This window comes from Pseudoalteromonas sp. T1lg88 (assembly GCF_002964765.1).
Lineage (GTDB): Bacteria > Pseudomonadota > Gammaproteobacteria > Enterobacterales > Alteromonadaceae > Pseudoalteromonas.
The window spans coordinates 1-25,990 of the sequence record NZ_PQCF01000008.1 but is presented as its reverse complement, the minus strand read 5'-3'; the positions used below and the strand labels follow the sequence as shown (position 1 = coordinate 25,990).

The following is a 25,990-nucleotide window of genomic DNA, read 5'->3' as shown; positions in this document are numbered from 1 at the left end:
GTCTGTTTATCTTTGCGGTTTACTTTATGTTCAATCTAAACGCATTCTGATCACGACGCTCGTTATGATGCATAGTCACTCTATGTACATAGCGAGCAACACAGAGCAGGATGCGTTTAGATGAACCCGTAGGGCAGCGCTTGTAGCGCATTTCTACTGTGTTGTTACATGTTTATGTAGAATAACTACACCACACATGTGCCGCCTTGTATAAATACACTACAAACTGCTGCAGAAACAAACAACAAAGGTCAACAGACCCTAATTATTAGGAGATGAGCATGTCGGTCGAAACAACCCGTTTGGCTATTTGTAATCTGACAAAAGAGCAGTACCCGCAAATCAAAACCCTGATGGATGAAACCTATCCTGAGCTTGGCGGCGCCTGGCCCAGCCACACCATTTTTCGTTTGATAGACCAGTTTCCCGAGGGGCAAATCGGCATAGTCGACGATGAGAAGCTGGTGGGCATGGCCCTGAGCGTGCAGGTGGACTACGGGCGTTTTTCCAACCCCCATACCTATGACGATATCGTCGACAGCCATGATCGGGTGTTTAGCGATCCTAACGGCGATGCCCTCTATGGTTTAGACGTGGCCATAGCATCCACCCACCGCGGTATGCGCCTGGGTCGACGTTTATATGATGCCCGCAAGGAGCTGTGCCGTCAGTATAATCTGAGGGCGATTCTGGCCGGTGGCCGCATCCCTTTGTATCACAACTACCGCGAAAATATGTCGCCCATGGAGTACATAGAAAAGGTGGACCGCAGAGAGGTGTATGACCCGATTCTGAGCTTCCAGTTGGCGAATGATTTCCAGGTAAAGCGGCTATTGAAAAAATACCTGCCGGAGGACGAAGAATCGGAGGGCTACGCCACCCTGTTAGAGTGGAACAACATTCTCTTTGAGCCGACCGAGACTGTGCTCGAAAGCACCAAGTCGGTGGTGCGGGTTGGTGCGGTGCAGTGGCAGATGCGTCAGGTGGAAAGCGTTGATGAACTGCTCAAGCAGGTGGAATACTTTGTTGATACCGTATCCGATTACCAAAGCGACTTTATTCTCTTCCCCGAGTTTTTTAATGCGCCCTTAATGGGGCTGCATAAATATCGCGGGCAAACCGAGGCCATTCGCAATCTGGCGGAATACACGGACACCTTTGTTAAAGCCATGTCGCGCATGGCGGTGGAATACAACGCCAATATCATTACCGGCTCCATGCCCCTGGCTGAAGGCGATACCATCTATAATGTCAGCTATCTGTGTCATCGCAGCGGCAAGGTGGATGAGCAGCGCAAAATTCATATTACCCCGCACGAGGCCTATGACTGGGTGATCCAGGGCGGCGATAAAATAGCCGTGTTTGAAACCGATGCCGGACGGGTTGGTATTCAAATCTGTTATGACGTGGAATTCCCGGAGCTGTCGCGTATTCTCGCCGAGCAGGGACTGGATATTCTCTTCGTGCCCTTTTGGACCGACACCAAAAACAGCTACCTACGGGTACGCCACTGCGCCCAGGCGCGGGCCATAGAAAACGAGTGCTATGTGGTGATCGCCGGCAGCGTCGGCAACCTGCCCGAGGTGGAAAGCCTGGACGTACAGTATTCCCAGGCCGCGGTGCTGACGCCGTCGGACTTTTCTTTCCCCCACGATGCCTGCCTTAACGAGGCCACCCCTAACACCGAGATGCTGCTGTTCTCCGATTTGGACATGGATAAATTGAAGATACTGCACAGTGAGGGTACAGTGCGCAATTTGAAGGATCGTCGCGGCGATCTCTATGAAGTAAAACTGGTTAAGGAGAACGGCTAGTGGCCTGGGTGTATTTGATTTGTGCGGGATTATTTGAAATTGGCTGGCCGGTGGGGCTGAAGTTGGCGCAGGAGCCGCAAACCCGTTGGTTTGGCATTTCCATGGCGGTGATCTTTATGGCCATTAGCGGCTTTTTGCTCTGGCTGGCACAAAAAACCATTCCCATGGGCACTTCCTATGCGGTGTGGACCGGCATCGGCGCCGCCGGCACCTTCCTGGTGGGCATCCTCTTCTACGGCGACAGCTCATCGCTGATGCGCTACTTTGGCGTGCTATTGATTATTGCCGGGGTGATCACCTTAAAACTGGCGCACTGAGTATGGCGCTTGCCGCCAGAGTTGTATGTCGGCCTTTAGGCCGACAAGAAGGAAGGCGTATTGATGAAATTGAATAATGGTTAACCCCACATAACCGCGATAGCGGCCAAGGCAATCAAGAATAAGCCCAGGCTATCGCGGCGCTTCACCGGTTGCTTTAACCACAAATATGAAATAGCCAAGGTAAAGAAAATCTCGACCTGCCCGAGCGTTTTCACATAAGCCACATGCTGCAGGCTCATGGCACTAAACCAGCCTATGGAGCCAATGCAGCTGGTGAGGCTGATCCACATTGTTAAGCCCTTATGTTGCCACAGACTGAGCAAGGCACTTTTGTTCTTAATTCCCAGATAAATCAGCAGCAGTATTGTTTGCAAACTTATCACCAAGAGCAAAACCCAGGCGGCGCTGTGAGGAAACAGCAAGCCCGATGACAGGCTGGCTTCGCGCACCCACAGTGATGTAAGCGCAAAACTGGTGCCGCAGGCTAAACCCATCACCACGGTGTTAATGTTTAAGCCGCGAATACTGGGGCCGGATAACAAGATGACGGCAACGGCACCGAGTATGACACCTAACCACCCCAGTAAACTCAGCGCCGAACCAAAGAACAGCATGCCAAGAATAGCCGCCACCAGGGCTTCACTTTTGGCCAGCCCCGCACCCACGGCGTAGTTGTTCATTTTAAAAAGGCGCACCATAAGGGCGGTGGCGATAATCTGCATGACCGCAGCACCGATTATGTAAAAAATAAACGAGCCGGAGGGCTCAAGCGCCGGTGCGGGTTCGAATTGATATAAGCCAGCCAGATACAAGGCAGCGATGGGCCCGGCAAGAATAAAGCGCGCCAAGGTCACGGCTAAACTGGCCGTATGCTGACTTAATTTGCTTTGCAGGGCGTTACGCCAGCTTTGACTGAATGCGGCTAAAAAGGTAAAGAAAATCCAGGTCATAGCGGTTAATAGGGACTTAAAAAACCAAGTTAGCATGGCCATGCAGCGCTGGCGAATGAGGGATTTACATACTGGTTATAGGGGAGGATTATCGCCTCCCCCCTCGCCAGGTGTTAGTTGCTAAACCAGTGCCGAGTTTTATTGACTATGGCCACAAGAGACAGCATAACCGGCACTTCAACTAACACACCCACGACCGTGGCCAGGGCCGCTCCCGAATGTAAGCCAAATAACGAGATTGCTACCGCGACCGCTAATTCAAAGAAGTTCGATGTGCCTATTAAGCATGCGGGAGCGGCTATGTTGTGCTTGAGCTTCAGCTTTACAGCGATAAAGTAAGCCAGAATAAAGATGCCATAGGTTTGTAGTATCAGCGGAATCGCTATTAAGACTATGTTTAAGGGTTGAGCAAGAATGGTCTTGGCCTGAAAACCAAATAACAGTACCACAGTGGCTAACAAGCCCATGATCGAAAATGGTTTAAGCCGCGCCAGCAAATCAGCAACCGCTGCTTCATTTCTTCCAGAGCGGTTTAGCGTTTTGCGTGTTAAAGCACCCGCTACTAGAGGTAAAAGCACATACAGTACTACCGAAATAAACAGGGTGTTCCAGGGAACGTGAATATCGGTGACCCCTAAAAGCAATCCTGCTATGGGTGCAAAAGCAAAGATCATTATGATGTCATTGACCGAGACCTGCACCAGGGTGTAGTTCGCATCGCCCTTGGTGAGTTGCGACCAGACAAATACCATTGCGGTACAGGGTGCTACGCCAAGCAAGATCATGCCGGCGATGTATTCTTGGGCGGTTTCGGGAGAGACCCAGTCTGCAAAAATACCTTCAAAGAACAACCAGCCTAAAGCCGCCATAGAGAATGGCTTAATAAGCCAGTTGATCACTAAGGTGAGTATCAGGCCTTGCGGGTTTCTCCCCACTTCTTTTATGGTGCTAAAGTCTACCTGTACCATCATGGGGTAAATCATTACCCAGATAAACAGGGCAACGACGACATTGACGTGCGCCACTTCCAGCGTGGCAACAAATTCGAACAGGGGTGGGTAAATCACGCCAACAGCAACACCCGTGGCAATGGCGATTGCTACCCAGACAGACAAGTAACGTTCAAATATCCCCATCTAAAACTTCCTTAATAAAAACAATTTGGTAACGCGAGTGGTAGGCTTACCTTTAGCTTAGGTGAGCAAATTCTTAGGCACGCTAAACCCAGGTTTGTACAAGATCACTTCGATAGGGCTGATCTTATTCCCTCAGAGAAGTTTGGGGTAGTCGTAATTAATCGCCTGGCGGGTATTATTACGCCAAATTGTAGCCAACAAGACCCGAAATCAGCATGAGCAGGGCAATAATGCTACTTAATGAAAGCACACCACCAGGGTTGGCCAGGTTTACCGTCCATCCAAGTATCGGGTAAGGCTTAGGCACCCAGGTTCGCGAGTCTTTTTTGCTGAAATAGAGCCCCATCCACTTTAATCTTGTCCAGTTATCGTCATTGCTCCATTCAACCTGATTAATTTCATCCTGAGTCATGGCTATCTCCTTATTTGGATACAAGTATCACGCACCGCTTGCAGAGCGTTAGTTTCATTCAATTAACAACCTAGATTAGCCTGTTGATTTTGTACAGCAAATGCCCAGTGTGGATGTCGCAGCCCGACCGCGAAAGTGAACAAATTCCCCTAGGGCAAAGCGTATTGATGAGTAGCCATGTCGGCAAACAGCTTATCCTGATACAAGTGACCGGCAAGCGCTTCCATGACCTTGATACGGCAACGCAGGGGCATTGATAATGCATGAGGGTTATTGCCTAGTTGAACTCAGCCTGTCAATTGGTCTTAAAGAATATAAATGTAAGAGTTTGTCGACCCTTCGCATTTGCTGAATGCCCTGCTTGATGATGTTGTTAACGCTCATAACAAAACTAGACATTCAGCAACTGCAGGGGGCGGTGATAATTTAGCGTGGTAAAGCGTTATTCCTGAGGGACGGCAACGCCCCGAAATCGAAATGAGAGGTAGATGGCTGTTATCATTTCTGCTGCGGCGCCAATTACGCCGATCACAAATGTGCATAAGGCGACGGTCTCATTTTCTAAAAAAGCAAACACTGTATTGTCGCCAAAATAGGCTAAATACCCCAACACAAGGGCCATGAAGAATGGTGCCCCAATTATCCCCAATATGGTTAAGCTCTTGCGTAATTTTTCCGCGTTGTGATTCGTTTCCATTTTTACTTTCTCCCTTAAGTTTATACGTAATGGCCATTAGGCAATTTGCCAGAGGAATTTACCCATTACGCACAATTCGATACCCTATTGATTTAATTAAGTCTTCACCTTCGCATTGACTATTTTCAAAGGATTTCTTTTCTGAACAATGCCCGTCGCCAGTTTCTAAGCAAAATTGGAATTGAGTATTGGTTTTAATTGGCTCTTGTATAAGCCCTTCAGGTAACTCTGACCACTTCCACTTTTGAACATTAAGTTTTGCCTGTTTGGCAAAGTGCCTACTGGTTGAGGACACAACTTTAATATCTTTAATCTCATAGTCTGGCGTAATCACATACTCAATAGATGCGCAGCCTTCTTTACCAGCCCTGGCATCCTCAATCGGATACAAAGGAGGGAAGCGTTCCAAGTTATTCCATTTTTCCGAAAGCAACTCTGCTTCAGTTAATTTTATATCTTGATCCTGTTCTGTTAGTGTGGTTTTACATCCTACCAAAGGAAGTATTCCGACTAATCCAATAATGTATTTATTCATATTCAATTCCTTTTGTGTTGCTAACGGCATTTATAAAGGAGCTATCAAGCCGTCCCATTAATAATCTAAGTTAACACGTTAAATTTGTAAGGGAAATGTCTCAGCTTTGTTAAATCAACCATATAGGCATTACTAACAGGTATCGATTTTAATCTTAGAATTCATGCTGGCGAATGAGGAATATGCACACCGGCAAATGTGTCCTCCCGTGGAAGGCGGGTAAACGCTCCGTGATACTTGCTGAACCAGTGCACAGCTTTATTTGACGATGATGTATTCTAATTCTCTGACAAGCCTAGGGTAGTAGTAATAAACCGCTAGTCAGGTTTCATGGCGCCAGGTTGTAGCCTACAAAACCTGAAATAAGCATTAGCACGGCAATAATGCTACTTAATGAAAGCACACCACCCGGGTTGGCCAGATTTACCGTCCACCCTAAGATCGGGTAAGGCTTAGGCACCCAGGTTCGCGAGTCTTTTTTACTAAAATAGAGACCCATCCACTTTAATTTCGTCCAGTTATCATCTTTGTTCCATTCAGCTTGATTAATTTCATCCTGAGTCATGACGTATCTCTCTAGTTGGATTGAAATATCACGCACCGCTTGCAGGGCGTTTTTTAATTTCGTTCAATTAACAACCTAGATCAGCCTGTTGATTTTGTATAGCAAGTGCTTGGCCTTGGCGTCACGAGCCGGCAAGTCCTGCAGCCACAAAAAAGCCGGTGCTGGGCACCGACTTGGTTGGGTCCACAATATCAGCGCAGGGATCACTGCGGCGTAAACTTCAGCATCCGGGTTTGGTCCGTTAATTCAATATCCACCAGGCGGTAGGGGGCATTGGCACTTTGGGTGGCGCTAAAGGGCATAAAAAACTGGCCGTTACCATTGAGCTCCTTGGCGACCTCAACCGTTGCCAGCCTAATGCGCTCGCCATTATCGGCACGGCCGGTAAGGGTGGCGCGAATGGCATAGCGGCCGCTGTCGGTTACTTCCACCGGGACACTGGCCTGGTATTGATTACCGCCTAAGGCCTTTACCTTGGCATCGCTCATGCTGATGGTTTGCATGCTGTGCACAAAGGGCATTTTCACCGAGCGTTTGACCTTTTGGCCGTTAACCTGGGTGTCAATACTGGCCTCCAGTTCGTAGTAGCCATTGGCGGCGCCCAGGTAGGTCAGAGGCTGATCGAAAATCGCTTCGCCGCCTTGGTAGCGAGCACCTATTTGCTCTCCAGTTGGGCTATGGAGCTTAAGCTGCACATTTTTATCCTGCAGTTTCGTCTGCCCCAGGTTGAGCTCGACCCCTAGGCGTTGCTGGTGCTCGGATAGGGTAAACTGGGTACGAGCCTGCAGCGCATTACCTGAGCCTTTTTCGATTACATGAACCAGATAGATATCCTGGTCATTGAGTGCCTGAGTGGTGTGCAGCATGGGCTGGCCCTTGCCATTAATCTGCCCCAGCTTGAGGCCGACGCTGCCGTCGTTAAAGCCGGCTTGCTGCATCTGCTCGCGCGCGGCGATGGCCTGCACCGGCATTGCACGCTGGCTTTGGGCATCGCGAACGGAGAATTTATCAAGCTGCAGGTCATAGGGCTTGATCACCTCACCGTTTTCAAAACGGGCCTTGGGGGCAACGCGGATAAGGTGGTCGGCCTGGTTTACAAACACAGGCACCCCCTGCTTAAGCTCTTTACCCGAAACCTGTTGCCAGTATTCAACGCTGGTTTTTTCCAATGACTGTAAGGGCGTTGCCGGTGTGGCTTGTATCTGCGGGAATTGATATACGGTTTGGCCATTATCGGTATTTGCCATGGCGCTTGTGCTGGTAAGCAAGGCTAGGGCGTAAACTGTGGTTAATTTTTTCATTTTTTAGCTCCTAGATACGGTTCTTCAGCATGTCGCCAAGGCCAAAACAGTTACGGCGGCTTTGTTGATGACTCAGAGGTTCGCGGCCTCGGGTGCGTGATTTATCTTGAAACCAGACCACACCGGCCATGGATTGCGAGCTGCAATTTAAGAAGCCGTCGGAGCAGCTGTCTAACCAATTCTGAGTGACTTCCAGCGACACCTGATTCTGGTAGCCGCCGCAATAACTGTCGCTATCCCAAATGGCCGAGTCCACGTCGCTGCCGACCACGGTTTCAAAATAGGACGGCAGGCCGGGGCGGTTGGGGGTGCCATAAAGCCACTGGGCATTGTATGACGCCATCCAGGATACCTGTTGCTGCTTTACCGCATCATTGGCGAAGCCCAACAGCCAGCCAAGGCTTTGCTCAAAGGAATTGCCGGCCACCACCGCATCGGCTAAGGGCGTACCGCCACTGGACGGCGCCAGCGCTATGGTACGAGTGACCTTATTAATGATGTTGGGATAGCGGCTATCCCAGGTGGGGTTGGATAAAATCCAGCGCACCACGTTGCCCCCGTTGGAGTGAGTGATCAGCGTCAGCTCGGTAATGTTTTTATTATTAATAAAGCTGGTGAGTTGTGAGGCTAAACAGCCGGCGGCACCATCGGTCCACATATACTGTTCAAAATCACAATTAATAACCGTGTAGTTGCTGGTATTGCTCAGGCCCTGGCGCACCGTATTGATGAAGCTGCCAGTCCAATAGTCGTTATAGGCGTCGGTTTGCTGGCCGGTGCCATGAATAAAGGCGACCCCTTGTGCGGCGAGTGCACCCTGGCTTAAACCCAGTGCCAGCGCCAATGTGAGTAGTTTTGTTTTCATGTGTGTTCCTGTTGATTCTATTTTTATCTATCAGGTTGGAGGAGTGACCTCCGATCAGAAAATAGACTAAACAGGTACAAATGCAAGAAATTGTTACAAATATTTAACCTAACTGTCTTGATGCCTTATCACTCTTATGTTTGTGGTGATAAAAGCGCAATAATTGAGGGGGCGGCAATGTGTGCTTTCTCTTTATACGGGCGGTGATGTTACATCTTGTGAGTGGAAGCTCGGCCAGTCATGCTGGCCATTTTTTTGCTCTAAATTTGGCTATTGAGCTTGATTGCAAAGCGGCGCACAATGGTGAAAATAAGAATAAAATTAAGGATCAAGCATGAGTACTTTAGTGATTTGCGCGCTCTTGGCGTGTTTAATTCCTTTTCTAGCCAAGGCTCCTTTGGCCTGGGCCCAGCAACAAAGCGGCGGCTACGATAACCGCCACCCACGAGCACAACAGCAGGCTTTAACGGGATTTGGCGCCCGCGCTTTGGCGGCACATCAAAACAGCTTCGAATCCCTGATCGTGTTTGCGGTAGCCGTGGCCGTGGTGCTGGGCACCAACACCTCGGGGGCTATGATGGATATGCTTGCCATTACCTATTTGCTTGCCCGCGTGCTCTATTGCCTGTGTTATTGGTATAACTGGCATGTGGCTCGCTCGCTGATTTGGGCCCTGTCCTTGTCCTGCCCCTTGGTCATGATGGCCCTATGTATTTAACCTGATTAGTTTTTATAAAAACACAAAGCAAGCACCTTAATTAAGGGGCTTGCTTTATACTCTTGGTCGTTGCGTATTAATGTGATTTTACATTAATACGCTCTGTTAATTCAGGTAGTTGCACCTCTGCGCTAAGTGCGAAATCCAGCTGCACCAAATGTTCCTCTTGTGGAAATGCGTAAGGCTCATAGCGCCATTGTTGCAGCGCACGCACCGCTTCTTTATCAAATACCTTGGCCGGTTGAGACTGCACCACCACCACATTACGAACAGCGCCTTCCTCGTCAACTTGGAATCGTAAAACCACAGAACCGGAAATTTTTTGCTCCGCTGCTTCTTTAGGGTAAATGGGCTCAATACGCATCAGGGGTTTTGGCTGACTCGCTGACTTTTGCTTATGGCCTTCGCCAGCCTGAGTGCCGGCAACCAGGGTGAAACTTCCCAGGGCAATAAGCAGGGCCAGGACCTTGGCCAGGGCATAGCCCTTATTGGCCGATTGCATATTGTATAGGCGTTGTAACATCATGTTTTTATCTCCGTAGTAAGAATAAGCCAAGCTATGCAGCCGTGACTGGCTGGCGCACTCGACCATGGATTTGCCGTACTGCAAACGCTGTGCGGCGGATTTATTGGCTAGCACCCGCTCATCGCAGGCCAGCTCTTGAATGCGTCTCAGGCTGAAATAAGCCACCCAGCCCAGGGGGTTAAACCAGATTAAAATGGCGGCGCTCAGGGCAATCAGGTTGATGACATTATCGCGGCGCTCCAGATGCACCCGCTCATGTTCGAGCATCAGGGTGAGGGCCGAGGCATCGACGTCTTGCAGTAAACGCTGCGGTAGTACAATGCGTGGGTTAAAGAAGCCAACCACCATGGGTGAGCTGATCGCCTTGCTGCGATACAGAGTCGTATTGCCTGCCTGTCCCGGCAGCTGGTTATCAAGGGGGGCGGCGTTCAGGCGGCGCTGAAATACCAGGTGTTGGTAGGCAACCAGGGCGAACAAGGCGGCGGCAATAAGCCAATAGGCCAGCTCCCAGCTAATGCTTACCTCGGCACTTGCCTGGCGCAAGGGTGTCACCACATACTGGCCAATCATGGCCGGAGCGGCTACCGTATTTTTTAGCTCTATGCTTTGCGCCAGCAGCAACGCTGGGAGCAACAACCAGAGGCCATAGATAAAGCGTGCACTCAGTGCCTTAAGGGCATAACGTTCCGCGATAATCAAGGCGGCGAGTAAGGTGCACAGCAGTGCCTGTTGTGAAATAAGCCATGACAACATATTACTTTCCTTGTTGGTCTTCCCACTCTTTAATAACGGCTTTGAGTTCGTTGATATCCTGCTGTGACAGCTGTTCGGTTTTGGCAAAGCCACTGACCAGAGGGGCAATGCGGCCACTGAAGAAACGCTGGATCAGATTCTTGCTCTGTTTAAGGGTGTAATCTTCGCGGCCTATGGTGGGGCTGTATTGGTAGAGACGGCCTTGCTTTTCAAAACTCACCGCTTGTTTCTTAACGAGGCGACCCAGTAGGGTCTTGATGGTTTTGTCATGCCATTGGGTGTCATCGCTGAGGCGCTCGATAATTTCACTCGACTTTGCCGGATGGCCCTGCCACAGCGCTTCCATGACCTCAAACTCTGCTTTGGATAACTCGATCATAACTTTGCTCACAAATGTAATCTTTGAATTTAAGATTACACTTGTAGTCAAAATGATCAAGCTATTTTTTCAACAAGTTAACTTCTTCCGTGGTGAGCTCGGTAAATTGATTTTCGGCTAAGCGCGTTAGGTCCAGGTGCAGTTGGCCGATGCGCACGCGCAGCAGGTCGACCACGCGATAGCCGCAATAACGGGCCATTTTACGGATCTGCCGATTGAGCCCCTGGGTGAGGATGATCTTAAAACGTGTGGCTGAAAGCGCCGTGCAAACACAAGGTCTGGTGAGTGTGCCATCCACGGGTACACCTGCGCTCATGCGAGAAAAAAACGCTTTATCCAAGGGCTTGTCTACCTCAACCCAATACTCTTTTTCATGGCTGTGATCCGGATGGGCCAGCCGATTGCAGAGTTCGCCATCATTGGTGAGGATCAACAGGCCACGGGAGTCCTTGTCTAAGCGGCCAATGGGGTAGGTGCGTTGCTCGGGCGGTAAGTGATGGACCAGGCTGCTTGGATCTTCGGTTTTGAGTTTGCAATCTATGCCCACCGGCTTGTGGTAGGCGTAATACAGCTTGGGCGCCAGTCCATCAATACGCTGACCATCAAGGCATATCTCATCCTGGTCACTGACATGGTCGATATGATTGGCGGCGCGGCCATTGACCGTCACCCTGCCGGCATCAATTAGGCGCGAGGCGCCTCGGCGGGAACAAACTCCGGCATGGGACAAATACTTGGCAAGGCGAATAGGGGCGGACATAACAAGACCAGGAAATACGGGTGCCGCCATACTAGCATGATGTCCCTGCGAATGCCGCATAACCGCGGCGCCAGGGTCGCCTGTTTTGTCTTGGGCCAGGTGGTAAAATAACCTTACTTTTATGCTGGTCAATTACCTAATCTTATGTAAATCTGAGCTTTATTAGGGATAGAAAAAGTGTATGACCATGAGCGAATTTTTGATCCGTGCCATCGACTTGATGAGCAGTCTCTTTTTACTCTTTATTGGCTTTTTGGTGCTGTTGACCATCTATTATTATTTTGTCGATATCCATCAAAATAAGCATGCAATACGCCGAAATTATCCGGTGATCGGTCGTTTTCGATACTTTTTCGAGCGTCAGGGGGAGTTTTTCCGACAATACTTTTTCGCCATGGATCGCGAAGAAATGCCCTTTAATCGCGCCGAGCGCAGCTGGGTATATAAGGCGGCGAAGAATCTTGATCGCACCGCCGCGTTTGGCTCCACCCAAAGCCTGGACCCCACGGGCACCATCATGTTTATGAATACCGCCTTTCCGACCCTGGAAGAAGACGCCATAGAGCCCGAGCCGGTGACCATAGGCGAGCAATGCCCTCATCCTTACCAGGCAAAAAAGGTGTTTAATATTTCCGGTATGAGCTACGGCGCGCTTTCCAAACGGGCTGTGCTGGCACTGTCTCGTGGTGCTCGTCAGGCCGAGTGCTGGATGAATACCGGTGAGGGTGGGTTAAGTCCCTACCACCTGGAAGGGGGCGCCGACATCGTTTTTCAAATCGGCACCGCCAAATATGGGGTGCGCGATGAGCATGGCAAATTAAGCGATACCAAGCTCAAGGAAATCGCCGCCCATGAGCAGGTAAAAATGTTCGAAATTAAAATGAGCCAGGGCGCCAAGCCGGGTAAGGGGGGCATGCTGCCCGGGATTAAGGTCAATGCAGAAATTGCCCAAATCCGCGGTATTCCCGAGGGCAAGGACTCCATCAGTCCCAATGGTCATCCGGAAATAAGGAGTGTGGGCGACCTACTCGATATGATAGCCCATGTGCGTGCGGTGACCGGCAAGCCCACCGGCTTTAAAGCGGTGATCGGTGAAACCTCCTGGTTAGAAGAGCTGGCCGAAGAAATTAATAATCGCGGCCCAGCGTCCGCTCCGGATTTTATTACCATAGACAGCGCCGATGGCGGCACGGGGGCGGCACCCCAGCCACTGTTGGACTCGGTTGGTTTGCCGCTCAAAGAGAGCCTGCCCTGGGTGGTCAACTTACTCGAACGCCATGGCCTGCGCAAGCGGATTCGTATTATCGCTTCGGGCAAGCTGATCGTGCCTTCCAAGGTGGCCTGGGCGGTGGCGCTGGGCGCCGACTTTGTGGTTTCGGCCCGCGGTCATATGTTTTCTCTGGGCTGTATCCAGGCCCTGCAGTGCAATAAAGACACCTGCCCAACCGGCATTACCACCCATAATCCTAAATTAATGAAGGGCTTGGATGTGGTAGATAAAACCCAGCGGGTGGCCAACTACAACAAGTATATTCACTATGGCATTGGCCTGATTGCTCACTCCTGTGGGGTCAATAATATCCGCGGCCTTAACCGCAAGCATGTGCGCGTGGTGCAGGAGGATGGCTTGTCGCAAACCCTGGATGAAATGTACTCCATGTACAAGTAGCGCATGGCGAGTGCTTGCCAACTGCGTTAAACTGCTGGGTATTACTGGTTACGAGGCATTTTAATGCACCAAGAACAACCCAAGAATCCGCTGCACGGCGTTAAGCTGGAGCAAATGGTTACGCGCCTGGTCGAACATTTTGGTTGGGCCGAGCTGGGACAGCAGATCAATATCAATTGCTTTAAGAAAGACCCCTCGGTGAAATCTTCGCTGAAGTTTTTGCGCCGCACTCCCTGGGCGCGGGAGCAGGTCGAGCAGCTGTATATCAAAACCTTTTGTACCTGGCCTTATAACGCCGGGATATAAGGACTAAGTGCATGAATCTGAGCGTCGCCCTGGTACAACAGGATATCCGCTGGCTCGATGTTGATACCAATCTCACGCAGCTAAGTACACGCCTTGAGTCCATCGGCGATGTCGATTTAATTATCCTCGCGGAAACCTTCGCCACCGGATTCGCAGTGGCCGATAGCCAGGTGCATGAGTCGGCCGAGCAGATCTTAATCTGGCTTAAAGAGCAGGCGCAGCGTCATCGGTCGGTTATGTGTGCCAGTGTGATCGTCGCCGAGCAAGGGCAAAAGTTTAACCGCCTGTACTGGGTGTCTCCCGACGGTGTGGTGCAGCATTATGATAAGCGGCACCTGTTTTGCCTGGGGCAAGAAGGCAAGTACCTTAATCCCGGTAAGCAAAGAGTCATTTTTACCTTAAAGGGTCTGCGCATCTTGCCGCAAGTTTGTTACGACCTGCGTTTTCCCGTGTTTGCCCGCAATCGCAACGATTATGAGGTGATGATCAATATCGCTAATTGGCCGGCGGCACGACGTAGCGCCTGGGATACCTTGCTACGGGCACGAGCCATTGAAAACCAATGCTATGTGTTGGCGGTTAATCGTATTGGCGATGATGGTCACGGCATAGCGCATAATGGTGGCACCGCCGTCTATGACTTTAGCGGCGAACCCTTGGCTCAGACCGCAGATGACCAGCCACAAGTCCTCACTATTACTCTGGATAAAGATGCGTTAGAGGAATACCGCCAGGCCTTTCCCGCCTGGCAGGATGCGGATGCCTTTGACTTGCGCTAGGGTCGCTGTAAGGGCATCGGCAGGAGATGCAGGGCGGTGGTATAATACGGATATTAGTTAGCGAACCCGAGCCCCTATCTTGATTTTACCCGTACTTCTCGCCGGTGGCGGCGGCACCCGGTTGTGGCCGCTGTCGCGTCAGGACCGCCCTAAGCAGTTTTTGCGTCTTAACGGCGAGCATTCCTTACTCCAGCAAACGGCGTTGCGTTTTCGTCAGCAGGGCTGTCTGGCTCCTTTAGTGATCTGCAGTGCCGAGCACCGTTTTATGGTGGCGCAGCAGTTGCTGGAAATAGATATGCGCGCCAGCGCCATTATTCTCGAGCCCGATGGGAAAAATACCGCACCAGCGGCGGCTTTGGCGGCGCTGTGGGCGCAGCAACATCAGCCGGATGCCAGCCTGTTTTTCGCTCCCGCCGATCATGCCATTGCCAACTTCACCTTGCTTGGCGACCAGCTTGGCGCGCTTGATAGCGTGGCGCAGCAGCATCTTATTTTGTTTGGTATTACCCCCAGCGAACCGCAAACTGGCTTTGGTTATATTCAACAGGGCAGCAGTTATGGCTGCGCTGAGCATGGTGTTGAAGGCTTGTTTAAGGTTGCCGGCTTTACCGAAAAGCCGGCTCGAGCCACCGCCGAGTATTATCTCGAGCAAGGGCAATATTATTGGAATTCGGGCATGTTGCTCGCCGGTTGTGGCATTTTTATCGAACAGTTTCAAAAGCATAGACCGCAGTTATGGGCGCAGGTGTGCCGCGCCGCAAACTTTAGTAGCGATCTGGACTTTACCCGTGTCGATGAAAGCGCCTGGCAGCAACTGGAAGGGGATTCCCTGGACTATGCGCTGCTTGAACGCAGCGAGCAGCTGTTGCTTTGTCCACTGCCGCTGCAATGGTTTGATCTCGGCAGCTTTGCCCAGCTTTATCAATATCACAGTCGGGATAAGGATGAGAATCTGGTGCTCGGCAGCGCCGTCTGCGCCGACAGCCAGGGTAATCTGATCGCCGCCGATGAGCAGCATCTGGTGGCAACCTTAGGTATCAAGGACACGGTAATAGTGCACAGCGGCGACACCATTTTAGTGGCCGCCAAGGATCATCTGGATAAAATGCCCAAGCTGGTGGCCAAGGTGGCCGCCGAGCATCCGCAGCAGCGCCGCTATCACAGGCAAACCTTTCGCCCTTGGGGCCATTACGAGGTGCTGAACGAGGGCGCGCAATACAAGGTTAAACGCATTGTTTTGCAGGCGCAGGCGCGTTTGTCCTTACAGGCGCATCAACATCGTTCTGAGCATTGGGTGGTGGTCAGCGGCGAGGTGCTGGTGCAGGTGGAGCAGCAGGAACACAGGCTAAGCGGTGGCCAGTCCATCTACATACAGGCACAGCAGCGCCATCGCCTGACCAATGTGGGTAATAAGGCGGCGATCATTATCGAGGTGCAAAGCGGCGATTATCTGGGTGAAGACGATATTATCCGCTTTGATGATGACTATGGCCGTTAAAGCACGGGGCCGCTAGCGCAGGGTTTGGCTGCGCATAAACTTAAGGTATTGTTCTAGGCTTTGCTGCCACAGATCGAGACCTTCCGCTAAGCCCGCGTCTATGGGTTTATCATCGAGCAGGCGGCGTTCGATTTTTTTCAACGCCATGCCATAGCGATTAAAGCCCAGCTGCAAGGCGGTGCTGGCTTGGCGGTGCAGCAGCTTGATGCACTGCTCCTTATCATTGCCCACCAGTTGCTGACAGCGCAGCAGCTTATTGCGCGCGGAAAGCACAAACTCATTGTAAATGGAGATCAGTTCTTGCTCGGCAAAGGTGTTGGCCATCAGCTCGGCGGCGGTTTCATCGTAGAGCACGTCCTTTAAGGCAACGCTGATATTCGGGGTCTGATTCGATTGCGAGTCGCTGAGCGCCTGTCTTAACTTCTCTTGTTTAATTGGCTTACCGACTATGTCCTTGATGCCCAGCGCCAGGTATTCCTTGATCTCATCCGGGCTCAGGCTGGCGGTAAAGGCCAGAATCGGGGTGCGGTGATTGCGATGATCCATGGTTTTAAGCTTGCGGATCACCTCCTGACCACTGAAGTCCGGCAGGTTCATATCCAAAAGCACGACATCAAAATGGTGTTTTTTCAGCAGTTCAATGGCGCTGCTGCCATCGGTGGCCAGTTTGACCTTGTGTTCATCCTCGGCCATAAATTCGATGGCGATTTTTTGATTCAGCTCTAAATCTTCAACCAGGAGCACATCTAACCCGGTGCGGTAGTTGTCTGATTTAGGGCGTTTTTCTACCAGGCTTAATTCGCCTACCGTGAGTTTCACGGCAAAGTTAAAGGTGCTGCCTTCACCCAGGCGGCTGCGAATATTCAACTGGCTACCAAGATGGGCAAGCAGGCGACTGGTGATCGCCAGTCCCAGTCCGGAGCCACCCTTGAGCTTGCCGGCGCTGCTTTGCACATAGGGTTCGGTTAAATATTGGATTTCATCTTCTTCGATACCCGGCCCCGAGTCGATAACGCTAAAGCTTAGGGTATGCTCTTCCTGGCCTCCATGGAGCAGGTCGACCTGCAGGGTGACTTGACCCTGATCGGTAAATTTAATGGCGTTACCTACCAGATTAATAAGAATTTGCCTGAGCTTTTGGTGGTCGCAGTAATAACAGGCCTGCTTCGCCAAATTATAGTTAAGCTCAAATTTCACGCCCTTTTGCTCCGCCAGTGGGCTCAGCAGCAGGCAGAGGTTATTGAGCCAGGTATGCAGTTCCACATCTTCTTCATACAGGGCCTCATCGCTTTGCTCCAGGCTGGCATATTCCAATACCTTGTCGATTAGCAGGGTCAGGGATTCGGCGGAGTTGATAATGGCCTCGCAATAGGGTTTGTTTTTCGGTGTGCTGGCCTGGTTCATGATCAACTGGGCACTACCGAGTATGCCATTCAAGGGAGTGCGGATCTCGTGGCTGATGGTGGATAAAAACATGCCACGGATCTCTAAATCCTTTTGTGTCTTGGCCGTCAATTGGTTGAGGTTAAGCTCACGGCGCTCGTTGCAAAACAGGGCGACACCAGCGGCAAACAGCATGGGTGCGAGCACCCCTTTTACCAGCAGCGCGGCACTAAACCAATCGTTATCAAACTGGGTGTTGTGCTCGCTGTGGTTCATCACCAGGGCGCGGGCGGCAAACACCAGGAGCGACATACTGAGAGCGATCAGATACACCAGGCTGGCACTGGGGTACTTGGTGCGGCCGTAGCGGCTGATAATGTAGAAAAGACAGGCAGCTTCGACGAAGCGATGCAGGTCTATCAGCAGCACCTGGGCGGAAATATCCACGGAGATAAACATAAAGTAGGTAAAGCTGATAAATAAGCAGCCGCTGACAAAGATAAAAAAGTAGGTCAGCAGGCCGTTATAGTTGAGGAAGCGATTAATGGCCAAAACATGGATCACCGAGCCGCAAATAAAGAAAAAGTTTGCCAGGGTGACAAGGTTCTCATGCTGTTGTGGTGCTTTGATGGCGGAGATGATAATCCCCACCAACAAGCATACCGGATACCACACATAGAGGCCGATGCCGACAAAGTTACGATTGGCGCGCCAGGTAATAAAATTGAGCAAGGTCATCACAAAGATGGCCGCGGCGCTGGTATAGAAGAGGGTCGACGTGTCTAGCATCCGTGATATGTATTGGTTATGGGTATTTAGTTTCTACTATACGGAAAATTCTCTGCTTGGCTATGCGTAAGTATCGAGAGGCAATTTATTGCGGATAAGAAAAAGCCGGCATGTCGCCGGCTTTGAGATTAAAAACAGACCCTAACGTAATTCGTTCGGGATATTGGTCTGAGCCCAGGACAATAACTCGATGCGGTTACGGCATTTGGTTTTACGGAAGGCACTGTAAAGGTGCGTTTTCACCGTATGCGGGCTGATGCTAAGCTGCTCGGCGATCTCTTTATTCTTAGCGCCTTTACTCATTAGACCAACTATGGCCTTTTCACGCTTGGTAAGTTTAACCGGCTCGATGTCGCCTTCGGTGAGTTTATGTAAGGAGTCCTTATTGAAATGCAGCATGCGATTAAGCACGTTACACATAACATCACGGCGATACCATAAATGGTTTTCTTGTAATAAGCGTATGCCCTTCATCATTACATCGGCATTGTCCGAGGTATAGAACACCCCGCGAATACCGCTTAACAGTGCACGGTTGGCCAGTTCCGGGTTCTCATCCAGGTTGAAGAGGACGATATCGCACTCTACCCTAAGGTTTATAAGGTGGTACTTTAAGCGACCCCAGGCGTCTTCGTTAGACGTCTCGATAAATAAATAAGCCGTACCTGGCTGCACTTGAGTTACGTCGGTACCCTTTTGTACTTCAAACCCTTGGGTGCGTAGTAACGGTGCCAAAACATTAGTGCCAATCTGGTTAATCGGTTCCTGCTCAAGCAGTAAAAATACGGTCTTACTCATTTAGTGGTCGGCTCATTAAAAACTATTTGCACTATCCTAACACGCTATTCACTTCTTTTGTATTAGGGTGTTTTGATTTATGTAGTGAAAAAAGACTATTTATGCCCATGTACCCAACATTTGTAAATAATAGGTTACGTAATGGCTAAATTAGGCGCCTAAAAGCGCCTGATTTAGCCAGAAAAAAGTATGTGGGTAGGTTAATAAAGTGATGATTCCTATACTTTTAGCTTATCCTGATAGGGGGGCCAACCCATTGCCTTACCGGCTAACATATGGAGATGAATATGGTACACGGTTTGTCCGCCATGGCCGTTGCAGTTCATCACCACGCGGTAGCCATCTTCGGCAAACCCATGCTCCTTTGCCAGCTTGGCCGCAACCACATAGAGATGACCGACAATTGCGGCATTTTCCGTGGTGACATCATTAATGGTCGCTATTGTCTTTTTTGGGATAATTAAAACGTGAAATGGGGCCTGGGGATTAATATCGGTAAAGGCCAGTGCTTGTTCGTCCTCATAAATGATATCGGCGGGGATCTCGCGATTGATAATTTTGGTGAAAATGGTCTCTGTGCTCACAGCGAGCTCCTTAATTTTACTAGCAGGGTGTCAGTAATGACAAAGAAAAGCATAAGTGTCAAACTGAGAACCAAAGCTTAAATGTAAGGTAGGTACCCCATGTGGAAAAAACTCTCCAGTGCTGCGGCGCTGGCTCTGTTGCTAATGCCCTCGGCTTATGCCGAAACTGTGTCCTTTGCGAGCGAAATTATCCCCTTACAGGTGAATGATAAAACCATTTCGCATTCTATTTTCAATACCGTTGATGAGCTGGAACTGGCTCCGGGTAGCTATCGTCTTAAGCTCAAATACAGCGACCTTTATGAAAGCGGTTTTGATGACCATGAGGTAATCGAGTCGGAACCCTTTTGGGTGACCTTGGCGGTTGAGGCCGGGCAGGATTATGAGGTGACGTTCGATCGGGCTGCAACCGTCGCTGGCGCTAAGCTTTTCGCGCAAAGCCCCATAGTGCGTTTACGCGCCGAGGGTCGGCAGCTGGAAGTGCCTATGCCTAAAGCGACCGCGCCTAGTGTGGTTGCACCCAGTACTATCGCACCGAGCACTGCCGCGCCTGCGCTGACAGCACCAACCTTGATGCCAGCCAATATAGCCCCAGCTCCGGCGGTTTCGACCAAGTCTGCACCGGCAGTTGCACCTGTCCCTCAAGCCGGTGGCAATGTCAGTGCCGCCGCCATGCTAGAGTTCTGGTGGCAGCAGGCTACGCCGGCACAGCGCCAGGCATTTTTACAGAAGGTGCAGTCGCAACAGTGATGCTTTGCGTTTTGTAGGTCGATGCTCTGCGTCGACAGCGGGGGCGCTTTCTCAGCAATGTGCTTCAGTGTTGCTCATTTGTCGGGCTTATCGGCAATATGCTCCCGCGTTGCTTATTTGTTGGGCTAAAAGCCCGACCTACAAGGTTCCACGCCAATCTTGATGCTTTGCGCCTTGTAGGTTGATGCTCTGCGTCGACAAAGGAGGTATTTGCCTGCCTTTAGGCAATAAAAAAGGGTGCATTTAGCACCCTTTTTACTTAGCGTGTCGCTATTAGTTAAATAGCGCGTCTATAGTACCTTGCGCCAGTGGGTGATAACCCGGACGAGCGCCCTGGTATACTTCATAGGCCCAGTCACGCTTGTTGTTATTAATCAGCGCCTTGTATAGAGGCACGATCAATTTACGACGACCGATGCCACTTAGGTGCTTATCCAGCGCCGGGTAAATGGCTTCATAGCCGTTGCCTACCGCCAGCATAAACCAGGCGAAGGCGACTTCCTTATTGGTTGACGCGGTCAGGTTAAACTGGGTATCCAGCTCGACCATCTTCTCGCCAGCCAGGTCGCGTGGCAGGTTATTGATAAAGTGCAACCACTCATGCACCGTCCAGTTTGCGGTCGGCAATTCACTGGCCGGTTTACTGCCGGCTAACCAGGCTTGCGTCTCGGCATCAACCTTGTCGAACACATCCGAAGTAGGCTGAGGTGCATCGGCAGGTAGACCCGGCTGATGGATCCACTCATTGACCTTCTCCATGCTGACCACTCCTGGGTGTTTGTTGATCAGATTCTCTTCTAGGTAACGCTCAAATTCCGCCGTGGTCAGCGACTGGAATGAATAGGCCTTAAAGTAACCCTTAACGAACTCGTCAAAGACATCGCGACCAAACTTTTCTTCCAAATAGATAAGGAATAGCTGGCCCTTGGTATAAGGCACAGAGCTAAAGGCGTCGTCCGGATCGCGACCGTTCAGCTCCAGGTTTAAGCGGGTATCCGGTGCCGGAATATCTTTTAGCAGGGAATTTAGGCCTGCGGCATCCAAAGATTGCTCCATCACCGCACGCTCACGACCGAAAACTTCTTCCATAATGCGGTTTTCAACGTAAGAGGTGAAACCTTCGTTTAACCATAAGTCTTCCCAGGTGGCGTTGGTAACCAGGTTACCGGACCAGGAGTGTGCCAGTTCGTGGGCGATCAGGTTAACCAGGCTCTTATCGCCGGCCACTACGGTTGGGGTGATAAAAGACAGGCGTGGGTTTTCCATGCCGCCGAATGGGAAGCTAGGAGGCAGCATAAGTAGATCGTAGCGGCCCCAGGCGTATTCGCCGTACATAACTTCGGTTTTATCTATCATCGCCTGGGTGTCGTTAAACTCGGCCACCGAGGCATCGAGAATTTGCGGCTCGGCGAAAATCGCGGTCTGGTGCGACATTTCCTTGTATTCCAGGTTACCGGCGCCGATGGCGATCAGGTAAGGCGGAATGGCCTGCGGCATATCGAAGAAGTAGTCGCCATCTTTGATAAAGGCACCCGTGTTGTCGGCACTCATTACCGCACGAACATTTTCCGGCGTTTCGATACGAGCGCTATAGGTTACGCGCATGGCCGGCGTGTCTTGTACCGGGATCCAGCTACGGGCGTGAATGGCCTGTGACTGGCTGTACATAAAGGGTTGAGTTTTGCTGGCGGTTTGCTCCGGCGTCAGCCATTGCAGGCCAGATGCTTGTGGCAAGCTGTTGTAATAAATACGAACCTTAGGAGCTTGCTGCTTAAAGCGAATGGTTAGTTTTGAACCCTTCACATCGTCACGAGCCGCTAAATCAAATTTTGCCTTGTGCCATTTGCCTTGGGTGTCCTGGTAGATCACGCGGTCAACTTCAAGGTCGCGGGTATCCAGTACCAGAGTACGAGCAGCGGCATTTTTCCACTTTAGGCTATGCTCAACGAAGCCTTCTAATTGCTTGTCGGTGAAGTCGACATCAAGATCTAAAAACAGGTGTGTGGAGACCACATCGTCTAGGTTGGCATAGGTGTGCTCATCGCTGGCAGCCAGGCTGTGCAGGCTAACGCCGCCAAGCGCTAAGGCAAGAGCAAGAGGTTTTAATTTCATAGCATCCTCAGAACGGGTGAAATAAGAAGTGCTTGTTATATCAGATATAGTCAACGACTGACAGCTATGTCTGTTGGCTGGCTTGGGGTACACTTAGGGCAAATAGCCAAGAGAGACGTTTCCTTTGCCTGCATTACAAAGCCATCATACCTTTGCGCTGGACGTGCCCTGTCAGACGCTTGTGACCGTCACAGATCCAGCCCAGCTTCGCGAGTTCGATTACGCCCAAGCGTTTTGTGTGCTCGGCGAGGGTAGCAACACCATCTTTACCACTCCCTATCAAGGTACGGTTATCTTGATCGCCAATAAAGGGGTGCGTATTGAGGAGTTGTCGCAAAGCTGGTTGCTGCATTGTGCGGCCGGTGAAAACTGGCATGCGCTGGTGGAGAACACCTTGGCCTTGAATATGCCGGGGTTGGAAAACCTGGCTCTTATTCCTGGTAATGTTGGCGCCGCGCCGGTGCAGAATATCGGTGCCTATGGTGTCGAGCTGGCGCAGTTTGTCGAGTATGTCGAGGGCTATCACATAGCGCACGGTGAAACCCAGCGCCTCAGTGCCGAGCAGTGCCGCTTTGGTTATCGCGATTCCGTCTTTAAACATGAGCTAAAGGGCCAGTTTATTATTACCCAGGTTGGTTTGCGCCTACCTAAGCAATGGCAGCCGAATATCAGCTACGGACCCTTGCAGGGTTTACAGCAGCCCAGCGCCAAGCAGGTATTTGATGAGGTGGTGGCGGTGCGTCAGGCAAAACTGCCAGATCCTAAGGTACTGGCTAATTGCGGCAGCTTCTTTAAAAACCCCATACTGCCACGCCCTCAGGTAGCCGCTTTAAAAGAGCAATATCCGCAACTGCCCTGCTATGACGTCGATGCCGAGCAGCAAAAGGTGGCCGCCGGTTGGCTGATAGAGCAGGCCGGACTAAAAGGCTTTCATATTGGCGATATCGCCGTGCACGATAAGCAGGCCCTGGTGCTGGTGAATCGCGGTGCGGGTCGGGCTGAAGAATTGCTGGAGATGATCAAGCATATTCAAAGCGTGGTAGCACAGCGTTTCGGCATTGACCTGGAGCATGAAGTGCGATTGATGGGCGAGCTGCAAGAAATTCATGTAGGGGCCACTCATGAAGGCGCCTGACGGTAACAAGCTGGCCATATTACAGGCCTTAAATAAGGGCGAGTTTATTTCCGGGCAAGCCATGGGCGAGCAACTAGGCATTAGCCGTGCCGCCGTGGCCAAGCATATTACGTCCTTGCAGGAAATGGGGCTGGATATTTACAAGGTCAATGGCAAGGGCTATCGCCTCAGTCGACCTTTGAGCCTGCTTAAGCAAGCGGATATCGAGCTGGCCTATCAAGAGTTAGACGGCAGCGGCTGTCATTTTGAAGTACAGCCCATTATCGACTCCACCAACACCGAACTGATGCGCCGGGTGCAAAGCATCGAGGCAAACAATAACAGCGTGCTGGTGGCAGAAATGCAGCAGAAGGGCAAGGGACGGCGCGGCCGCACCTGGCAATCCCCCTTTGCAGCCAACCTTTATTACAGTTATTACTGGCGCTTAGACGATGGCATGCATGCGGCCATGGGTTTATCTATTGCCGTGGGTCTGGCGGTCTATGACAGCCTAAAGGCGCTCTATGATCTTGAGGTGCAGCTGAAATGGCCGAACGATGTGCTGGTCGATGGCCGTAAGTTGGCGGGTGTGTTGGTGGAGCTCGATGGCACCGCCGAAGGACCCTGTCATCTGGTGATCGGCATAGGCCTCAATATTTCCATGCCTCAGGCAGCGGCAGAGCATATAGATCAGCCCTGGTGCGATCTCAACGAGTTCGCCGGTGAGCTGGATAAAAACCAGTTGGTGGCCGTGCTCACCTGCTTTTTACAAAAGCGCCTAGCCCAATATCGCCAAACCGGTCTACAGGGCATGTATCAGCAGTGGAATAGGGTGCATGCCTTCAGCGGTCAATGTGTCGAGCTTAGCTCGGGCACCAATACCTGGCGTGGCATCTGTGAAGGTATCGACGAGCAGGGCGCCGTGGTGCTGCGCATCGATGGCCAAAGCAAGCGTTACTTTGGCGGTGAGATCAGTTTAAGGGTTAAGTCGACGGGTTAATCATGAAGCTATTAATCGACGCCGGTAATACGGCACTTAAAATGATGCTGACCTCGGGCTCCGAAACGGGGCAGGACATTCAGCTACAGCACGTAGAGCCGCAGGCTGTGCCTTGGACACAGATAGAAGAAGTGGTTATTTCTGCGGTAGCCGACTCAGACGTCTTAAGCGCCTTGGTGAAAGAAGCCGAGACGCAGGGAGTGGGAGTACGTCGCGCTGCGGTGACGGCAAAGTGGCAACAACTTAACTGTGCCTATGACAATTATTCTACTCTGGGCATCGACCGCTGGCTGGCGGTGATCGCCGGTTACTGTGCTAACCCCAACGGCTACACCCTAGTGGTTGACGCCGGCACGGCACTGACCCTAGATCTAATCGATGATGCTCATCAGCATCTTGGCGGCTATATTCTTCCGGGATTAAGTCTAAGTGAGCACAGCATAGTGAGCCGCGCCGAAAAGGTTTTTACCCTTGATGACCAGGTTGCTAGTCCCGAGCCTGGGTGCTCAACCCCGGCAGCGGTGAAAAATGGCGCCCTTATCGGTGCCCTCGGTGCCATCGAATATGTGCTGGCGCATCACTGCTGTGGACAAGGTGTGCAATTATTGATCACCGGCGGCGATGGTTTGGCTCTGCATCAACACCTGGGGCAAGGTATTTATCGTCCCCATTTGGTCTTCGAAGGCCTGTGGCAGTGGCAAAAACAAGGGTGAATTGTTTAAAAAAGCTCTGTTTTGGGTGAATAATGAACGTTCGCACCTCAAACCTAAACTTTTTTTGATTTTATAGTTGCATCCCAATAAACCTTACTCTAGAATCTCGCCCCGTACTAAAGCAGTGCCGACTTAGCTCAGTTGGTAGAGCAACTGACTTGTAATCAGTAGGTCATCCGTTCGACTCGGATAGTCGGCACCATTTCCTCATCTTGGAAAGGCTTTAGAAAGAATTTTGCGTGGAGGGGTTCCCGAGCGGCCAAAGGGATCAGACTGTAAATCTGACGGCACTGCCTTCGCTGGTTCGAATCCAGCTCCCTCCACCACTCTAAATTCTTGACGGTTAGAGGTAGTTAAGAACAGGTTCCTAGAAAGCGGGCATCGTATAATGGCTATTACCTCAGCCTTCCAAGCTGATGATGCGGGTTCGATTCCCGCTGCCCGCTCCAGTTTTCTGGTGTGCTGATATAGCTCAGTTGGTAGAGCGCACCCTTGGTAAGGGTGAGGTCGGCAGTTCAAATCTGCCTATCAGCACCACTCCAGTCCTGTCTGTCCTGAAATACTTCCTTTGATTTGTCTAAAAAATATTCAATAATGAAGAATTGAATTGATCGTCGTTTTTTGTCGATCGTTTGATATGTAATCTAGATACACAAAAACTGATAGGTTCCGTCATGGCAAAAGAAAAGTTTGAACGCGTAAAACCGCACGTAAACGTTGGTACAATCGGCCACGTTGACCACGGTAAAACAACTCTAACTGCA

28 protein-coding genes and 4 tRNA genes are annotated in these 25,990 nt (G+C 50.9%); 17 read left to right on the top strand and 15 right to left on the bottom strand.

Going from position 1 to position 25,990, the window contains the following annotated elements:
• The first annotated feature begins 281 nt into the window (after positions 1–281).
• Positions 282–1,814, top strand: a complete 1,533-nt coding sequence (locus C2M34_RS05400; RefSeq protein ID WP_105201119.1) for a carbon-nitrogen hydrolase family protein — start codon at positions 282–284, stop codon at positions 1,812–1,814.
• The gene (locus C2M34_RS05395; protein WP_105258259.1) at positions 1,814–2,131 is read left to right on the top strand and encodes a DMT family transporter; all 318 of its coding nucleotides are present in this window, start codon (positions 1,814–1,816) and stop codon (positions 2,129–2,131) included. The genes C2M34_RS05400 and C2M34_RS05395 overlap by 1 nt, the downstream gene beginning before the upstream one ends.
• Positions 2,132–2,211: 80 nt before the next feature.
• Here C2M34_RS05395 and C2M34_RS05390 read toward each other — a convergent pair whose 3' ends face one another.
• The 3 genes from C2M34_RS05390 to C2M34_RS05380 form a co-directional block, all read right to left on the bottom strand.
• A complete protein-coding gene (locus tag C2M34_RS05390; RefSeq protein ID WP_105201224.1) occupies positions 2,212–3,084 on the bottom strand; it encodes a DMT family transporter in 873 nt (290 codons plus the stop codon).
• Between the two features lie 113 nt (positions 3,085–3,197).
• Complete coding sequence (gene arsB / locus C2M34_RS05385; protein WP_105258258.1) at positions 3,198–4,220, bottom strand: ACR3 family arsenite efflux transporter; 1,023 nt, start codon at positions 4,218–4,220, stop codon at positions 3,198–3,200.
• Between the two features lie 178 nt (positions 4,221–4,398).
• Entirely contained in the window at positions 4,399–4,632 is a 234-nt protein-coding gene (locus C2M34_RS05380) for a DUF5808 domain-containing protein (protein ID WP_105258257.1), read from the bottom strand.
• A gap of 113 nt (positions 4,633–4,745) precedes the next feature.
• Here C2M34_RS05380 and C2M34_RS15695 point away from each other — a divergent pair, with 113 nt between their 5' ends.
• On the top strand, positions 4,746–4,889 hold the full coding sequence (locus C2M34_RS15695) for a hypothetical protein (RefSeq protein ID WP_158677953.1): 144 nt from the start codon (positions 4,746–4,748) through the stop codon (positions 4,887–4,889).
• Between the two features lie 185 nt (positions 4,890–5,074).
• Here the strand turns inward: C2M34_RS15695 and C2M34_RS05375 are convergent, their stop codons facing one another.
• From C2M34_RS05375 to C2M34_RS05355, 5 genes are all read right to left on the bottom strand, one after another.
• Positions 5,075–5,329, bottom strand: a complete 255-nt coding sequence (locus C2M34_RS05375; RefSeq protein WP_105258256.1) for a hypothetical protein — start codon at positions 5,327–5,329, stop codon at positions 5,075–5,077.
• Between the two features lie 58 nt (positions 5,330–5,387).
• Positions 5,388–5,864 (bottom strand): energy transducer TonB, encoded by a 477-nt coding sequence (locus tag C2M34_RS05370; RefSeq protein WP_158681394.1) that lies wholly within the window; start codon positions 5,862–5,864, stop codon positions 5,388–5,390.
• 328 nt (positions 5,865–6,192) lie between these two features.
• Positions 6,193–6,429, bottom strand: coding sequence for a DUF5808 domain-containing protein (locus tag C2M34_RS05365; RefSeq protein ID WP_105258254.1), 237 nt, complete (start codon positions 6,427–6,429; stop codon positions 6,193–6,195).
• Positions 6,430–6,632: 203 nt separating this feature from the next.
• A complete protein-coding gene (locus C2M34_RS05360; RefSeq protein WP_105258253.1) occupies positions 6,633–7,730 on the bottom strand; it encodes a DUF4785 domain-containing protein in 1,098 nt (365 codons plus the stop codon).
• Positions 7,731–7,740: 10 nt separating this feature from the next.
• Positions 7,741–8,595, bottom strand: coding sequence for a hypothetical protein (locus C2M34_RS05355; protein WP_105201114.1), 855 nt, complete (start codon positions 8,593–8,595; stop codon positions 7,741–7,743).
• Positions 8,596–8,929: 334 nt separating this feature from the next.
• Between C2M34_RS05355 and C2M34_RS05350 the strand changes: the two genes are divergently transcribed.
• Complete coding sequence (locus C2M34_RS05350; protein ID WP_105258252.1) at positions 8,930–9,313, top strand: MAPEG family protein; 384 nt, start codon at positions 8,930–8,932, stop codon at positions 9,311–9,313.
• A 76-nt stretch (positions 9,314–9,389) separates the two neighbouring features.
• Here C2M34_RS05350 and C2M34_RS05345 read toward each other — a convergent pair whose 3' ends face one another.
• From C2M34_RS05345 to C2M34_RS05335, 3 genes are all read right to left on the bottom strand, one after another.
• A complete protein-coding gene (locus tag C2M34_RS05345; RefSeq protein ID WP_105258251.1) occupies positions 9,390–10,592 on the bottom strand; it encodes a M56 family metallopeptidase in 1,203 nt (400 codons plus the stop codon).
• Position 10,593: 1 nt separating this feature from the next.
• Complete coding sequence (locus C2M34_RS05340; protein ID WP_105201223.1) at positions 10,594–10,971, bottom strand: BlaI/MecI/CopY family transcriptional regulator; 378 nt, start codon at positions 10,969–10,971, stop codon at positions 10,594–10,596.
• Between the two features lie 61 nt (positions 10,972–11,032).
• Positions 11,033–11,731, bottom strand: a complete 699-nt coding sequence (locus C2M34_RS05335; RefSeq protein WP_105258315.1) for a pseudouridine synthase — start codon at positions 11,729–11,731, stop codon at positions 11,033–11,035.
• Positions 11,732–11,918: 187 nt separating this feature from the next.
• Between C2M34_RS05335 and C2M34_RS05330 the strand changes: the two genes are divergently transcribed.
• From C2M34_RS05330 to C2M34_RS05315, 4 genes are all read left to right on the top strand, one after another.
• Positions 11,919–13,400, top strand: a complete 1,482-nt coding sequence (locus tag C2M34_RS05330; RefSeq protein WP_105258314.1) for an FMN-binding glutamate synthase family protein — start codon at positions 11,919–11,921, stop codon at positions 13,398–13,400.
• Between the two features lie 63 nt (positions 13,401–13,463).
• Entirely contained in the window at positions 13,464–13,706 is a 243-nt protein-coding gene (locus C2M34_RS05325; protein WP_105258250.1) for a VF530 family DNA-binding protein, read from the top strand.
• An 11-nt stretch (positions 13,707–13,717) separates the two neighbouring features.
• Positions 13,718–14,485 (top strand): amidohydrolase, encoded by a 768-nt coding sequence (locus C2M34_RS05320; protein WP_105258249.1) that lies wholly within the window; start codon positions 13,718–13,720, stop codon positions 14,483–14,485.
• Positions 14,486–14,564: 79 nt separating this feature from the next.
• Positions 14,565–15,983: a mannose-1-phosphate guanylyltransferase/mannose-6-phosphate isomerase gene (locus C2M34_RS05315; RefSeq protein WP_158681393.1), complete on the top strand. Its 1,419-nt coding sequence runs from the start codon at positions 14,565–14,567 to the stop codon at positions 15,981–15,983.
• Between the two features lie 12 nt (positions 15,984–15,995).
• On the opposite strand, the gene C2M34_RS05310 is transcribed toward C2M34_RS05315, so the two are convergent.
• The 3 genes from C2M34_RS05310 to C2M34_RS05300 all read right to left on the bottom strand — a co-directional run bounded on the left by C2M34_RS05310 (position 15,996) and on the right by C2M34_RS05300 (position 19,537).
• Positions 15,996–18,155, bottom strand: coding sequence for a response regulator (locus C2M34_RS05310; RefSeq protein ID WP_105215070.1), 2,160 nt, complete (start codon positions 18,153–18,155; stop codon positions 15,996–15,998).
• Positions 18,156–18,296: 141 nt separating this feature from the next.
• Positions 18,297–18,953 (bottom strand): helix-turn-helix transcriptional regulator, encoded by a 657-nt coding sequence (locus C2M34_RS05305; RefSeq protein WP_105201107.1) that lies wholly within the window; start codon positions 18,951–18,953, stop codon positions 18,297–18,299.
• A 218-nt stretch (positions 18,954–19,171) separates the two neighbouring features.
• Positions 19,172–19,537 (bottom strand): histidine triad nucleotide-binding protein, encoded by a 366-nt coding sequence (locus C2M34_RS05300; protein ID WP_105201106.1) that lies wholly within the window; start codon positions 19,535–19,537, stop codon positions 19,172–19,174.
• Between the two features lie 99 nt (positions 19,538–19,636).
• Between C2M34_RS05300 and C2M34_RS05295 the strand changes: the two genes are divergently transcribed.
• The gene (locus C2M34_RS05295) at positions 19,637–20,287 is read left to right on the top strand and encodes a DUF2057 domain-containing protein (RefSeq protein ID WP_105258247.1); all 651 of its coding nucleotides are present in this window, start codon (positions 19,637–19,639) and stop codon (positions 20,285–20,287) included.
• Between the two features lie 273 nt (positions 20,288–20,560).
• Here C2M34_RS05295 and C2M34_RS05290 read toward each other — a convergent pair whose 3' ends face one another.
• The gene (locus C2M34_RS05290; protein ID WP_105258246.1) at positions 20,561–22,399 is read right to left on the bottom strand and encodes a M1 family metallopeptidase; all 1,839 of its coding nucleotides are present in this window, start codon (positions 22,397–22,399) and stop codon (positions 20,561–20,563) included.
• Positions 22,400–22,523: 124 nt separating this feature from the next.
• On the opposite strand from C2M34_RS05290, the gene murB reads away from it, so the two are divergent.
• The 8 genes from murB to C2M34_RS05250 form a co-directional block, all read left to right on the top strand.
• A complete protein-coding gene (gene murB, locus C2M34_RS05285) occupies positions 22,524–23,534 on the top strand; it encodes a UDP-N-acetylmuramate dehydrogenase (protein ID WP_105258245.1) in 1,011 nt (336 codons plus the stop codon).
• Positions 23,521–24,513 (top strand): bifunctional biotin--[acetyl-CoA-carboxylase] ligase/biotin operon repressor BirA, encoded by a 993-nt coding sequence (gene birA, locus C2M34_RS05280; protein WP_105258244.1) that lies wholly within the window; start codon positions 23,521–23,523, stop codon positions 24,511–24,513. The genes murB and birA overlap by 14 nt, the downstream gene beginning before the upstream one ends.
• 2 nt (positions 24,514–24,515) lie before the next feature.
• A complete protein-coding gene (locus C2M34_RS05275) occupies positions 24,516–25,226 on the top strand; it encodes a type III pantothenate kinase (RefSeq protein ID WP_105258243.1) in 711 nt (236 codons plus the stop codon).
• Positions 25,227–25,352: 126 nt separating this feature from the next.
• A tRNA-Thr gene (locus tag C2M34_RS05270) sits at positions 25,353–25,428 on the top strand.
• Positions 25,429–25,467: 39 nt separating this feature from the next.
• A tRNA-Tyr gene (locus tag C2M34_RS05265) sits at positions 25,468–25,552 on the top strand.
• 48 nt (positions 25,553–25,600) lie between these two features.
• A tRNA-Gly gene (locus C2M34_RS05260) sits at positions 25,601–25,675 on the top strand.
• Positions 25,676–25,687: 12 nt separating this feature from the next.
• Positions 25,688–25,763 (top strand) — tRNA-Thr (locus tag C2M34_RS05255).
• 137 nt (positions 25,764–25,900) lie between these two features.
• Positions 25,901–25,990, top strand: a 90-nt coding sequence (locus tag C2M34_RS05250) for a GTP-binding protein (protein ID WP_233997923.1), incomplete at its 3' end; no start/stop codon positions are given.

Excerpts from the sequence above, each read along its gene's own strand:
- C2M34_RS05325 (WP_105258250.1), top strand. The coding sequence starts at position 13,464 with ATGCACCAAGAACAACCCAAGAATCCGCTGCACGGCGTTAAGCTGGAG.
- C2M34_RS05290 (WP_105258246.1), bottom strand. The coding sequence starts at position 22,399 with ATGAAATTAAAACCTCTTGCTCTTGCCTTAGCGCTTGGCGGCGTTAGC.
- arsB (WP_105258258.1), bottom strand. The coding sequence starts at position 4,220 with ATGGGGATATTTGAACGTTACTTGTCTGTCTGGGTAGCAATCGCCATT.
- C2M34_RS05370 (WP_158681394.1), bottom strand. The coding sequence starts at position 5,864 with ATGAATAAATACATTATTGGATTAGTCGGAATACTTCCTTTGGTAGGA.
- C2M34_RS05295 (WP_105258247.1), top strand. The coding sequence starts at position 19,637 with ATGTGGAAAAAACTCTCCAGTGCTGCGGCGCTGGCTCTGTTGCTAATG.
- C2M34_RS05400 (WP_105201119.1), top strand. The coding sequence starts at position 282 with ATGTCGGTCGAAACAACCCGTTTGGCTATTTGTAATCTGACAAAAGAG.
- C2M34_RS05355 (WP_105201114.1), bottom strand. The coding sequence starts at position 8,595 with ATGAAAACAAAACTACTCACATTGGCGCTGGCACTGGGTTTAAGCCAG.
- C2M34_RS05340 (WP_105201223.1), bottom strand. The coding sequence starts at position 10,971 with ATGATCGAGTTATCCAAAGCAGAGTTTGAGGTCATGGAAGCGCTGTGG.
- C2M34_RS05365 (WP_105258254.1), bottom strand. The coding sequence starts at position 6,429 with ATGACTCAGGATGAAATTAATCAAGCTGAATGGAACAAAGATGATAAC.
- C2M34_RS05390 (WP_105201224.1), bottom strand. The coding sequence starts at position 3,084 with ATGACCTGGATTTTCTTTACCTTTTTAGCCGCATTCAGTCAAAGCTGG.
- birA (WP_105258244.1), top strand. The coding sequence starts at position 23,521 with ATGAAGGCGCCTGACGGTAACAAGCTGGCCATATTACAGGCCTTAAAT.
- C2M34_RS05380 (WP_105258257.1), bottom strand. The coding sequence starts at position 4,632 with ATGACTCAGGATGAAATTAATCAGGTTGAATGGAGCAATGACGATAAC.
- C2M34_RS05310 (WP_105215070.1), bottom strand. The coding sequence starts at position 18,155 with ATGCTAGACACGTCGACCCTCTTCTATACCAGCGCCGCGGCCATCTTT.
- C2M34_RS05305 (WP_105201107.1), bottom strand. The coding sequence starts at position 18,953 with ATGAGTAAGACCGTATTTTTACTGCTTGAGCAGGAACCGATTAACCAG.
- C2M34_RS05275 (WP_105258243.1), top strand. The coding sequence starts at position 24,516 with ATGAAGCTATTAATCGACGCCGGTAATACGGCACTTAAAATGATGCTG.
- C2M34_RS05375 (WP_105258256.1), bottom strand. The coding sequence starts at position 5,329 with ATGGAAACGAATCACAACGCGGAAAAATTACGCAAGAGCTTAACCATA.
- C2M34_RS05345 (WP_105258251.1), bottom strand. The coding sequence starts at position 10,592 with ATGTTGTCATGGCTTATTTCACAACAGGCACTGCTGTGCACCTTACTC.
- C2M34_RS05335 (WP_105258315.1), bottom strand. The coding sequence starts at position 11,731 with ATGTCCGCCCCTATTCGCCTTGCCAAGTATTTGTCCCATGCCGGAGTT.
- C2M34_RS05320 (WP_105258249.1), top strand. The coding sequence starts at position 13,718 with ATGAATCTGAGCGTCGCCCTGGTACAACAGGATATCCGCTGGCTCGAT.
- C2M34_RS05350 (WP_105258252.1), top strand. The coding sequence starts at position 8,930 with ATGAGTACTTTAGTGATTTGCGCGCTCTTGGCGTGTTTAATTCCTTTT.
- C2M34_RS05360 (WP_105258253.1), bottom strand. The coding sequence starts at position 7,730 with ATGAAAAAATTAACCACAGTTTACGCCCTAGCCTTGCTTACCAGCACA.
- C2M34_RS15695 (WP_158677953.1), top strand. The coding sequence starts at position 4,746 with ATGTCGCAGCCCGACCGCGAAAGTGAACAAATTCCCCTAGGGCAAAGC.
- C2M34_RS05330 (WP_105258314.1), top strand. The coding sequence starts at position 11,919 with ATGAGCGAATTTTTGATCCGTGCCATCGACTTGATGAGCAGTCTCTTT.